Here is an 11754-nt window from a genome sequence, read left to right as displayed (position 1 = left end):
AATTATATCAGGTCCTTAAGTTGTTTGACTACCACGTCGATCTCCTCCTTCGTATTGTGCTTGCAGAAAGAGAACCGGACGGTGACCTGGTTGGGGTTATTGTTGATCGCCCGGATGACGTGCGAACCCTGCTCGACTCCACTGGTGCACGCGCTGCCGCCCGAGGCGCAGATATGATGAATATCGAGATTGAAGAGCAACATCTCGGACTTTTCCGTCTTGGGGAACGAAACGCTCAGCACAGTGTAGAGACTGCGTCCCAGCGGATCGCCATTGAAGGAGATGCCCTTCAGCTGTTTCTTCAGCTGCTCCATCATATACACCTTCAACCCCTTTATATACGCGCTGTCGGCTTCATAGCCCGCCGTGGCAAGCTCCAACGCCCTGGCAAATCCTACAACGCCATAAACATTCTCCGTCCCGGCCCGCATGTTCCGCTCCTGCGACCCACCGTGGATATAAGGGTTTATCCGTACATTCTCGTTGATGTACAACAGCCCTACGCCCTTCGGTCCATGGAATTTATGACCCGCCCCTGTTATGAAATGCACGGGGGTGTTCCGGAGATCGAACGGGAAATGCCCCACCGTCTGGACCGTGTCGGAATGGAAAATGGCGCCGTAAAGCTTGCACAGCTCCCCGACGGCATGAATATCGAGAATATTGCCAATCTCATTGTTCGCATGCATCAGCGTAACGACGGTCTTTTCTGCACTTGCGGCCAATTTCTGCTCCAGGTCCTCGAGGTCGATATGCCCGTTCGGCAGCAGGTTGACATAGCTGAGCGAAGCCTCACCCCGCTTGTGCAGGTGCTCCACCGTGTGCATCGTGGCATGATGCTCTAACGAAGACGTAATGATATGGGTGCAACCCAGGTCCCGAACGGCCGCCGTGATCGCAGTATTGGAACTCTCGGTGCCCCCCGAGGTAAAGAAGATCTCGGCCGGATGCGCATTGAGTATCTTCGCCACCGACTTACGGCTGTTCTCGATAGCCAGCCGGGACTCCCGGCCATAAGAATAGATCGAAGAGGGATTGCCGAACTTCTCGGTAAGGTAGGGCATCATCGCTTCCAGCACCTGCGGGTCCAGGGTGGTGGTGGCCGCGTTGTCAAAGTAGATTCGTTCCATAGCGGGCGTAAAGGTAATTCAATTTTATAAATCCCCTGCCCGGCATTACAAACGCCCTGACCGGATGTACATCCGGTCCCTTTCATTGGACTCAAGGCGCACTGAACTCCTTGATATCCTGCATGAGCCGGAGCGCGATATTATTCGCCGTCGTCTCGAAGCTGCTCTCCGCATAGATGCGGATGATAGGCTCGGTATTGCTACTCCGCAAATGGACCCAATCGTTATCGAACTCGATCTTCAACCCATCGTCCGTATTGACGGGATGGTTCTTGTATTTCTTACGGATCTTTTCCAGCACGGCCGGCACATCGATCCCCGTGCGTAACTCTATCTTGTTCTTGGAAATGAAATAGTCCGGATACTTGCCCCGGAAGGACTTCAACCCGCCCCTGGACTGCGCAAGGGCACTGAGGAAAAGCCCGATCCCGATCAGGGCGTCCCGGCCATAGTGCAGGTCCGGAACGATGATCCCGCCATTTCCTTCGCCGCCAATGACCGCACTGACGGCCTTCATCGTATTCACCACATTCACTTCCCCCACGGCCGAAGGGAAATACTCCCCGCCCCGGCTGATCGTGATCTCCTTCAACGCCTTCGTGCTGCTCATATTGCTCACCGTATTTCCCGGCCGCCGGCTCAGCACATAGTCGGCCACCGCAACAAGAGTATACTCCTCCCCGAACATGCTGCCGTCCTCATTGACAAAACAAAGCCGGTCCACATCCGGATCGGTGGCGATCCCCAGATCCGCCTTCGATTTCTGCACCTGCGCGCTAAGCCCGACCAGGTTCTCCGGTAACGGCTCCGGGTTATGCGCAAACTTTCCGTTGATCTCTTCATTGATCAGCGTCACCTCCGCCACCCCAAGCGCCCTCAGCAACGGCGGGATGAACAGGGCGCCCGTGGAATTGATGGTATCCACCACGATCCTGAACTTCTTCTGCCGGATAGCGGCGACATCCACCAGCGGATACTTGACGACAGCGTCGATATGTTTCTGCAGCCAGGCATCCGAAAGCGTATACGTTCCCAGCTTATCGACCGGCGCAAATAGAAAATCCTCCTTCTGGGCCCTGTCGAGCACGGCCTTTCCCTCCTCCGAATTGATGAACTCCCCGCTGCTGTTGAGCAATTTCAGCGCGTTCCATTCCTTGGGATTATGACTGGCCGTCAGGATGATCCCTCCCGCAGCCTTCTCTCCGGGCACAGCCAGCTCCACCGTCGGCGTCGTGGACAGCCCCAGGTCGATCACGTCCAGCCCCAATCCCAACAAGGTATTCACCACCAGGGCGCTGACCATTTCGCCGCTGACCCGGCCGTCCCGCCCGATCACGATCTTCTTCCCCTTATTGTTCTGCAGGATCCGGCTGCCAAAAGCAGCGGTGAACTTTACAATGTCCAACGGAGTGAGATTTTCACCTGGTTTCCCCCCGATCGTCCCCCTGATACCGGAGATGCTTTTGATCAATGCCACAGACTACTATTTGCCCACAAAAATAAGGTTAATTTTACCAAAAGCAACGGCTATGCAAACGATAGCACACTCCCCTACCCCCCAAACAACATCCCAGGACTGGTTCAGGGAGTGGTTCGATTCCCCCTACTACCATCAACTCTATTTTCAGCACAACGAAGCCGAAGCCGCGGAGTTCATCGCCCGCCTGCTCGCCCGATTGCAACCTCCACCGGGCTCCCGCCTGCTCGACGTCGCCTGCGGCAGGGGCCGCCACGCCCGCATGCTCGCCGCCCACGGCTACGATGTCACCGGCATCGACCTGGCCCGGGGAAGCATCGCCTTCGCCAAACAATTCGAGAACGACCATCTCCACTTCTACGAGCACGACATGCGCCAGCTGCTCTGCGCCAACTGCTTCGAATATGCTTTTAACTTCTTCACCAGTTTCGGTTATTTCGCGACGCAACGCGAGAACTTCAACACCATCCACATGGTCAGCGTCGCACTTCGGCCGGCTGGCATCTTCCTGCTGGATTATCTCAACGTCCATTGGGCACAAAAACGTCTCGTCCCCGGCGAAGTAAAGATCATCGACGGGGTCACCTATACCATCACACGGTGGTGCGATGGAAAACATTTCTTCAAGAAAATATTGATCAGCGAAGCAAAACTACCGCAGCCGCTGGAGTACACCGAACGCGTTGCAGTACTCGGCCCGGAAGACTTCCGGTCTCTTCTTGAACCGAACGGTCTCCATATTACCCGGCACTACGGCAACTACCAGTTGGAGCCCTTTGATATAGAAACCAGCCCCCGCCTGATCCTCGTAGCAGAAAAAAAGCCCTAATGGCCGCCTGATCCCGGCGCCGAAGCCCCGGAGCCTGCCCCCTTTTTGTTCTTCAGCAGCATATACCGCGAGGCCTCATACATCGCCTCCGAAAGCCGCGATAATTCGTCCTTTACCGGCCCTTGCAACACCGCGGCCGGCGGGGGATCGTTCCCCACAACGGACACCATCTCCTCCTTACCCGTCTTCAGCTGCCGCCGGTAAAAATAATCTCCGCGGACCACCCCGATGTAGAACTGGTCCGGATCGTAGATAAAGGCCAGCTCCTTTCCCCGCAACCGGGCCGGATCGAGCAGGTCCCTGCCCAATGTCGTATTGTGATAGGTCAGCCCGCAAAGCCCCGCCAGTGTCGGCAGGACATCCAACTGCGAACACTCCCCGCCGATCCGCGCCGGCGAAAGCAGCTTCGGCGCATAGATCAACAACGGAACATGCTCCGCCGTCAGCCGCTGATCGGTCCAGGCGCGTGGAAACAGCGTGGAGGCATCGCCGGGGATACCATGATCGCCGACGAATAGGAAGATGGTATTGTCAAAATACCCCTCCATGGATGCGGCTTCGATAAAGGTCCGATACACAAAATCCGTATATCGGAAGGCGTTCATTTCTTCGTTGCTTTCAAATCCGCCGCGCCGAAGGTCCTCCCGGGACAGGGTCAGCGGCTGAAAAGCCTTGCGATCCTCGACCGGAATGGTATAGGGCCGGTGATTGTCCGCCGTCTGGATCACCGCAAAAAAGGGCTTCCGCTCCTTTTTCAGCACCTTGTTGGCTTCAAGGAATAAGTTCTTGTCGCTGATCCCCCAGACATCCACCTTGGGAGCGCTGTAGTCCTGTTGCTCATACAGCCGCAGACCGGGGATATTGTCGGTGAGTAATCCGCGGATATTCGCCCAGCTCGTACTGCCGCCAAGGAAATAGTATTTGTCATATCCCTCGAAATCGCTGATGATCGTATGCTGATCGACGGCCTGGGGATTTCGGCTGGACGTCGTCGTAGCAGGCGCGACGTCCGGGATCCCGGTGATAACAGCCCAGACTCCCCGCGCCGTCCCATAGCTGGGAGTGAAACAACGGTCAAAAAAGATCCCCTTTTGGCACATTTGGCCGAAAAACGGGGTCGTATTCAGCGGGTTTCCCCACATGCTGCTCTTATACGCGCTGAACGACTCACAGATGACGACGACGACATTGGGCTTCGAAGAAAGGGCGCCGGCCCTCGGGGACACCCTTCGATCGAAAATCCCGGCAGGCAGTCCGGCCTTCTTCGCCGGCAGCACACTGTCCCACCCGAAGAAAGGGGCAAGCACGGGCACCGCCTCCCTCACTCTCGCGGCATCATATGCGCTATGCCGGTAGCGAAGGCTGCTAAAGAACGACTGGAACGGATTTAGCGCGAGATTGGCCTGGTAATCGCTCCCCAGTCCAAACGCATCGCTCCACCGCAGCGGATACTGTCCCACCCGGCCAAAAACAGCCAGACCCAACAGTAGGAAACATCCCACATACCACCCGGCACGGATTCGTTTCTCTCTCGCCCCCCCTACAACCTTCGCCGCCGTCTCCGCCGCCCGATCGCCTTCCCCCAACCCCATCGCAACCCCAGCCGTCCGCTCGCCCGCCTGACCATCCTGCCGCGCCATCACAGGCCCTTCCCGCCGGGCGATCCGACCGTACACCCACCGCACGATCCGGTACATGCCCCAGGTCCCGGCCACCAGCAACAACAGGATGCGGAATACGGGATAGGTCTGCCAGACCATCGTCGTCGAAATTTCCGCATCGGCCAGGTAATTCAGGACACTCGCATTCAGCCGCTGCGACAAATAACTGTAATGCGCAAAATCGACCGAATAGAAAAAAACAAGGAGAAACGCAGCCGTACCCGTCAATCCCAATACCCACCTCCTGCCGGCCTTCCGCCGAAAAAAGGCCGGGCCCGCCAGCCAACCCGTCAAAAGGATCAACAGCTCCAGGATACCTACATAACGGAGATCGAACCGCACGCCCAGCAGAAAGGAAGAGAATACCCCCATGAAAGAATGGCCCTGCCTGCTAAAACCGAGGAATAAGGCAAGACGTAACAAGCTCATGATCAATAAAAAAATAATGCCCGTTGAAAAAACCAAACGCACCGTTTTTGGTATATTTGGTAAATTTGTCGCCGATCTGTTGTTCATGCCCGGTTTTTAGTAAATGGGCATAAAATTAGATCAATTAAATCAAACCATGATTTTACTCGACGCGGGCCCTCATCATCTGGTTTTTTTGCATACGATCTTACAGGGTGACTACTGGCTTTTTTCCCGTATCAATCAGGTCTGGACGGCCCCCTTCCTGGACCTTCTGTTCCTCTTTATGCGGGAGCAGGAACTATGGTATCCGTTCTATCTTTTTCTCCTGGTATTCGCAACCCTCAATTTTCGCAAGAAAGGCTGGCTCTGGTCCGCTTATTTCATCATGACGGTGATCATCAGTGATCTCATCAGCAGCAGTCTCATCAAAGACCACCTGGTCTTCCGGCTCCGACCCTGCAATAACCCCGCCTGGGCGGATTCGATCCGGTTCCTGGCCAACTACTGCCCGTCCAGCTCCAGCTTCACCTCCTCGCACGCCTGTAACCATTTTGCGATGGCCATGTTCATCTATCGCACCTTAAAACATACAAGTCCCTGGTGGAGACTCGTATTCGTCTGGGCTTTCCTGATCTCTTATGCCCAGGTCTATGTCGGTGTCCACTACCCGCTGGATGTCACCTGCGGCGCCGGACTCGGCCTGCTCATCGGCTGGTTCACCAGCCGCGTGTTCAGATACCAGGGCGGCACCCTTAACTTAACATCCAATACCCCATCCCATGCTTGAGCTGATCATCTTACTGTTCCTGATCTTCCTCAACGGGTTATTCGTCATGGCGGAGATCGCGCTCGTGTCTGCCCGAAAGACCCGCCTGGAGAACCTGGCCGATAACGGTGACGAAAAAGCCCGTGCCGCACTCAAACTGGCGGAAAAACCGGAACTATTCCTTTCTACCGCGCAAATCGGCATCACCCTCGTGGCGATCCTCACCGGTTTCTATTCCGGGGAGAAGTTCAGCGCCGACCTGCAGCCCTACCTGGAAAAGATCCCCTTCCTCCGCCACTATGCCGCCAATATCTCCACCGGCGTGATCCTGGTCTGTGTCACCCTGCTGTCCATCTGTTTCGGCGAGCTGATCCCCAAACGCATCGGCCTGCTTCGGGCCGAACAGATCGCCCGGCTCGTGGCAAGACCCGTGCGCACCCTCAGCCTGGTCACCCATCCCATTGTCTGGCTGCTCAATCATACCAGTAACCTGTTCTTCCGTTTCTTCCAGATCAAACCCTCCGAAGACAGCGCCGTCACGGAAGACGAAATAAAAGCGATCATCAACGAGGGCACCGAACAGGGCGCCATCGAAGAAGCCGAACAAGAGATCATCGAACGGGTCTTCCACCTCGGTGACCGCAATATCACCTCCCTGATGACGCATCGAAGCGACATCATCTGGTTCGACTTGCAAGAGAACGAAGAGACGATCAAGGAGAAGATCATCCGGGAACCGCACTCCGTCTATCCCATCTGCGACGGCGAGATCGACAACATCAAAGGCGTAGTTTCCATCAAGGATCTCTATGTCACCGACGACAACGTCCCCTTCAAGGACATCATGACCCAGGCCCTCTTCGTGCCCGAGAACAATACCGCCTATATGGTGCTGGAGAAGTTCAAACAGTCCAAGATCCATTGCTGCTTCATCGTCGATGAATACGGCAGCCTGCTCGGGCTGATCACGCTCAACGATATCCTCGAAGCCATCATCGGCGACATCGCACAGCCGGACGTTCCCGACTATGAAATAAAAGAACGGCCCGATGGCGGGTATCTGATCGACGGCCAGATCCCCTTCTATGACTTCCTGGCCCATTTCCACAAGGCGGACTGGCTGACCGAAGGCGGCGATGACTTCGACACCCTCGCAGGGTTCATCCTGAGCGAGCTCGAACACATCCCCGGCGCCGGCGAAAGACTGGAATGGCGCGGCTTTACCTTCGAGATCGTCGACATGGATGCCGCCCGGATCGACAAGGTCCTGGTGACCCTGTCGGAGGAAATGCAAAAAGAATATGAGGAAGAAGAGGAAGAGAACTAGCCCGCCGGCACCATCCGCTAGAACTCAAAGCTCGCATTGGCATCCGGATAATCCAACCGCGTGCTCTTCCGCTGGCCTCCAACCGTCACATGGACGATCCCGATCTGCTGGTTGAAACTGTCGTATAGCAGGTCATTGACAACATCGATCCGTTTCACCGCGGGTACATCGTTCACCTGGAAATAGCTCCACGTACCGTCATTCTCCTTTTCGCTGCCAACAAAATGCAGCACGGCAGGCTTTCCGTCCAACCTCAGCCGCAAATGACGCTCCACATACTCCTCGATCAGCTTGTCCGAAGCCGCCTTGTCCTTCGCCGCAGACAGATCGACATGCGTCTTCGCCATCTTCTCCAACGCAGTTTCCAGGTCATTCGTGAACATCTTGCAGCTGACCTCCAGTATTTTATCCTTGGGGTTATGTTTCAGCTCCGTGACGCTGATATACAGGGGATGCGGTCTGGCCGCCCCAGTCAAAAATACCCCCAGTAATGCCAGACTAAACCATTTATATAATGTTGTTACCATTCAAAAAGTAAATTTCGCTGGTACAAAAGTCTGAATAATTTTACAATTTCCAGCACAAAGGGCCGGAGGCCCTTCGGCCGAAGGCCAGAATTAAGATGCAAGACTTCAAACTCTACTTCCAGATCGGCATCGAGCACATCCTCAACCCGGAAGCGCTGGACCATATCCTGTTCGTAGCAGCCCTCTGCCTCCGCTATCTCATGAAGGACTGGAGAAAAGTGATCGTCCTCGTCACCGCCTTTACTATCGGGCACTCCGTCACCCTGGCCCTTAGCGCCCTGGGACTCGTCCACTTCGCCACCCGCTGGATCGAGTTCCTGATCCCGCTGACCATCGTCGCAACCGCCCTCAACAACCTGGTGCAACGGAAAGACCGCGTCGAACACCCGTCCCCTTTGCCCCTGATCTATTTCTTCGCTCTTTTCTTCGGGCTCATCCACGGCCTGGCCTTCGCCAGCACCCTGGTCAGCCTCGTTGGAAAAGACGACCTGGTCCTGCCCCTGCTGGCCTTCAACCTGGGCATCGAAGCCGCCCAACTGGTGGTTGTCGCTGCGATCCTGCTGATTTCCTTTATTTTCGTGCAGGCGATGAAGATGCACAGGATTTGGTGGGTAAGGGGGGTATCGGCATTGGTGCTGCTCGCCTCCCTGAAAATGGCCGTCGATCGCTGGCCCTGAGATCGGCGGGCGAAGCGGTCCGACAAGGAAGCATGTAACTAAAAACACATACACACATGAAGAACAAACTGCTTATTATGTTGGGGATTGGGTTCTGCACCGCCGTAACGGTCCAGGCGCAGGATATCCACAACAATCCCACTTCCAACCACGGCAATAAATTCGAAGCGCTGGGGACCATCCTCCCGACGCCAAACGAATACCGGACGGCCAGCGGGGCGCCCGGACCGAAATACTGGCAGCAACGGGCCGACTACGACATCACCTGCTCCCTCGACGAGGACAAGCAATGGCTCACCGGCTCGGAAACCATCACCTATTTCAACAACTCCCCCAACGAACTCACCTATCTCTGGTTGCAGCTGGACGAGAACGAGCACAGCTCGAAGAACAATGCCAACTACCAGGACGGCAGCAGCATGCCGAAGATCGTCAGCGACCAGATGCTCGGACGCCTGGCGACGGCAAAAGACGCCAATGACTACGGCGACAATATCGTCAAGATCACCGACGCACTGAACAAGCCCCTGCATTACATGATCAACAAGACCATGATGCGGATCGAGCTGCCCGAAGTTCTGAAGCCCGGGCAAAAGTTCATCTTCAAGATCGACTGGAACTATCATATCTCCGATCGCATGAAGTCCGGCGGCCGCGGCGGTTACGAATACTTCCCCGAAGACGGCAACTATCTCTTTACCATGACCCAATGGTATCCCCGCCTCTGCGTATACAGCGACTTCCAGGGCTGGCAGAACAACCAGTTCACCAGCCGCGGCGAATTTGCCCTCACCTTCGGTAATTTCAAGGTGCAGATGACCGTCCCCGCCGATCATATCATCGGCGCCACCGGCGAATGTCAGAACTACCAGCAAGTGCTCTCTCCCGCACAATTTGGCCGCTGGCAGCAGGCGCAGACCGCAAAAGAACCGGTTGAGATCGTTACCCTGGCCGAGGCAAAAGCATCCGAAGTAAAGAAGAACAAGGCAAAGAAGACCTGGATCTTCAAAGCCGACAACGTCCGCGACTTCGCCTGGGGCTCTTCCCGCAAATTCGTGATGGATGCCATGCCCGCCTATGTCGAAGGAAAGAAAGTGATGTGCATGAGCTACTACGGCAAGGAGGCCTACAACCTGTATCGGCGCTTTTCCACAAAAGCCGTCGCCCATACCATCAAGACCTACTCCCATTTCACCATTCCCTTCCCCTACCCCGTCGCACAAAGCGTCGAAGCAGCCAATGGGATGGAATACCCGATGATCTGCTTCAACTACGGCCGCTGCGAAAAGGACGGCACCTATAGCGAAGCGACCAAATACGGTATGCTGGGCGTCGTGATCCACGAGGTAGGTCACAACTTCTTCCCCATGATCATCAACAGCGACGAGCGCCAGTGGACCTGGATGGACGAAGGCCTCAACTCCTTCGTGGAATACCTCACCGAAGAGCGCTGGGACAACCATTTCCCCGTCCGCGGCAAGGGTCCGGGCTGGGCGATCGTGGATTATATGAAGCTCCCCAAGGATCAGCTCGAACCGATCATGACCAATTCGGAGAACATCGTCAATTTCGGGCCTAACGCCTATTCCAAACCCGCTACCGCCCTCAACATCCTCCGCGAGACCGTCATGGGTCGCGAACTGTTCGACTATGCATTCAAGGAATATGCAAGACGCTGGGCCTTCAAACATCCCACCCCGGCCGACCTCTTCCGCACCATGAATGACGCCAGCGCGGAGAACCTCGACTGGTTCTGGCGCGGCTGGTTCTATGGCACCGACCCCGTGGACATCTCCATCGACAGCGTCAAACATTTCACACCCGACCTGGCGCACCCCGTAGCCAAGGTAGATACCACCATCATGAAGAGTATCGACAAACCCATGCCGGATGGAAAATTCCCTACGGATGTCTCCAAGGAAAGGAACCGTGACGATAAGAATATAAAATTCGCCGTTGACGCCGATACCTCCCTCCATGATTTCTATTGGAAATATTCCCGGGGTCTCATCCCTTACGATACGGCAAAATATGCGCAGCATATCGTTCAATATGACCAGCCCCTGGATGATTCCGCCAGGGCAAAGCTTAGCTCGAAACAATTCTATGAGCTGCAGTTCAGCAACAAAGGCGGACTGGTAATGCCCATCATCCTGGAATGGACCTATAAGGATGGCACCAAAGAGATCGAACGCATCCCCGCCCAGGTATGGCGCAAGAATGAGAACCACCTGACAAAGCTCTTTATCAAGGACAAGGAAGTGGAGAGCATTAAATTAGATCCCAACCGGGAGACAGCCGATATCGACGAATCCAACAATAGCTGGCCCACCGTCACAACGGAAAGCAAATTCCAGGTCTTCAAAGCCAAACAGCAATTGCTGAGGAGCATTCCGCAAACGAATAATCCCATGCAGCAGACGCAGAAAGATAAAAAAGCATTCTAAAAAAACGGGGGCGATGCCCCCGTTTTACTTTTTCATCTCAATGGCCGCAAACCGCCCAATCGCAATACTGCATGCTCCGGATGTTTCGGATTCACGACAAGTTCCTGCCGTTCGGGATGTATCAGCACATCCATTTCCTCCAGCGGGATGGCCCCTAATAACGGCTCGCTATCCCCCGGCAGCACCAACGCACTGCACATTGCCCTCCGGTTGGCGAATTTCACTTCAACAGGACCAACCGCATCATGTGTTGCAGTTACTCCGGTCGCCATCCGATAAGTCCGCTGCTCGATAAAGGGCAGCTGCAGCACAGACTGGACATTCTCGTTGATACGCATCATCCAGGCGCCGCTGTCTACCTGCATATTTACACGCATGCTGCGTATCTCTTCCTCATCGATGACATGCCTTTTGGCCAGTCCCTGATCTATGCTGTTGATTAACTCTACTTCTGCATATACCATTCCCATAAGACAAAATTTAATACTGAACAAATTGATTT

Annotated in this window: 10 protein-coding genes; 5 read left to right on the top strand and 5 right to left on the bottom strand. The window is 55.2% G+C overall.

Going from position 1 to position 11754, the window contains the following annotated elements:
- Positions 1–2: 2 nt before the first annotated feature.
- Both VHE34_RS25125 and glmM read right to left on the bottom strand, forming a co-directional pair.
- Positions 3–1130, bottom strand: coding sequence for a cysteine desulfurase family protein (locus tag VHE34_RS25125; RefSeq protein ID WP_325593108.1), 1128 nt, complete (start codon positions 1128–1130; stop codon positions 3–5).
- Between the two features lie 91 nt (positions 1131–1221).
- Positions 1222–2607, bottom strand: a complete 1386-nt coding sequence (gene glmM / locus VHE34_RS25120) for a phosphoglucosamine mutase (RefSeq protein ID WP_325593106.1) — start codon at positions 2605–2607, stop codon at positions 1222–1224.
- Positions 2608–2659: 52 nt separating this feature from the next.
- On the opposite strand from glmM, the gene VHE34_RS25115 reads away from it, so the two are divergent.
- Positions 2660–3436: an SAM-dependent methyltransferase gene (locus VHE34_RS25115; protein WP_325593104.1), complete on the top strand. Its 777-nt coding sequence runs from the start codon at positions 2660–2662 to the stop codon at positions 3434–3436.
- Here VHE34_RS25115 and VHE34_RS25110 read toward each other — a convergent pair.
- A complete protein-coding gene (locus VHE34_RS25110) occupies positions 3433–5526 on the bottom strand; it encodes an LTA synthase family protein (RefSeq protein WP_325593102.1) in 2094 nt (697 codons plus the stop codon). The genes VHE34_RS25115 and VHE34_RS25110 overlap by 4 nt on opposite strands.
- A gap of 136 nt (positions 5527–5662) precedes the next feature.
- Between VHE34_RS25110 and VHE34_RS25105 the strand changes: the two genes are divergently transcribed.
- Together VHE34_RS25105 and VHE34_RS25100 are read left to right on the top strand one after the other, a co-directional pair.
- Entirely contained in the window at positions 5663–6295 is a 633-nt protein-coding gene (locus tag VHE34_RS25105; RefSeq protein WP_325593100.1) for a phosphatase PAP2 family protein, read from the top strand.
- The gene (locus VHE34_RS25100) at positions 6288–7601 is read left to right on the top strand and encodes a hemolysin family protein (RefSeq protein ID WP_325593099.1); all 1314 of its coding nucleotides are present in this window, start codon (positions 6288–6290) and stop codon (positions 7599–7601) included. Before VHE34_RS25105 ends, VHE34_RS25100 begins: the two co-directional genes overlap by 8 nt.
- A 17-nt stretch (positions 7602–7618) precedes the next feature.
- Here VHE34_RS25100 and VHE34_RS25095 read toward each other — a convergent pair whose 3' ends face one another.
- The gene (locus VHE34_RS25095) at positions 7619–8128 is read right to left on the bottom strand and encodes a DUF6702 family protein (RefSeq protein ID WP_325593097.1); all 510 of its coding nucleotides are present in this window, start codon (positions 8126–8128) and stop codon (positions 7619–7621) included.
- Between the two features lie 95 nt (positions 8129–8223).
- On the opposite strand from VHE34_RS25095, the gene VHE34_RS25090 reads away from it, so the two are divergent.
- A complete protein-coding gene (locus VHE34_RS25090; protein ID WP_325593096.1) occupies positions 8224–8805 on the top strand; it encodes a HupE/UreJ family protein in 582 nt (193 codons plus the stop codon).
- Between the two features lie 56 nt (positions 8806–8861).
- Positions 8862–11252 (top strand): M1 family metallopeptidase, encoded by a 2391-nt coding sequence (locus VHE34_RS25085; RefSeq protein ID WP_325593095.1) that lies wholly within the window; start codon positions 8862–8864, stop codon positions 11250–11252.
- 32 nt (positions 11253–11284) lie between these two features.
- On the opposite strand, the gene VHE34_RS25080 is transcribed toward VHE34_RS25085, so the two are convergent.
- A complete protein-coding gene (locus VHE34_RS25080; RefSeq protein WP_325593093.1) occupies positions 11285–11722 on the bottom strand; it encodes a hypothetical protein in 438 nt (145 codons plus the stop codon).
- Positions 11723–11754: the final 32 nt, after the last annotated feature.

The organism is Puia sp. (assembly GCF_035546395.1).
GTDB lineage: Bacteria > Bacteroidota > Bacteroidia > Chitinophagales > Chitinophagaceae > Puia.
Note: the sequence above shows the minus strand (reverse complement) of the source record. Positions and strands in the feature narration are given on the sequence as shown.

Bases quoted from the DNA above. Each gene is read 5' to 3' on its own strand.
- VHE34_RS25125 (WP_325593108.1), bottom strand. From the start codon at position 1,130: ATGGAACGAATCTACTTTGACAACGCGGCCACCACCACCCTGGACCCG.
- VHE34_RS25115 (WP_325593104.1), top strand. From the start codon at position 2,660: ATGCAAACGATAGCACACTCCCCTACCCCCCAAACAACATCCCAGGAC.
- VHE34_RS25110 (WP_325593102.1), bottom strand. From the start codon at position 5,526: ATGAGCTTGTTACGTCTTGCCTTATTCCTCGGTTTTAGCAGGCAGGGC.
- VHE34_RS25105 (WP_325593100.1), top strand. From the start codon at position 5,663: ATGATTTTACTCGACGCGGGCCCTCATCATCTGGTTTTTTTGCATACG.
- VHE34_RS25100 (WP_325593099.1), top strand. From the start codon at position 6,288: ATGCTTGAGCTGATCATCTTACTGTTCCTGATCTTCCTCAACGGGTTA.
- VHE34_RS25095 (WP_325593097.1), bottom strand. From the start codon at position 8,128: ATGGTAACAACATTATATAAATGGTTTAGTCTGGCATTACTGGGGGTA.
- VHE34_RS25090 (WP_325593096.1), top strand. From the start codon at position 8,224: ATGCAAGACTTCAAACTCTACTTCCAGATCGGCATCGAGCACATCCTC.
- VHE34_RS25085 (WP_325593095.1), top strand. From the start codon at position 8,862: ATGAAGAACAAACTGCTTATTATGTTGGGGATTGGGTTCTGCACCGCC.
- VHE34_RS25080 (WP_325593093.1), bottom strand. From the start codon at position 11,722: ATGGGAATGGTATATGCAGAAGTAGAGTTAATCAACAGCATAGATCAG.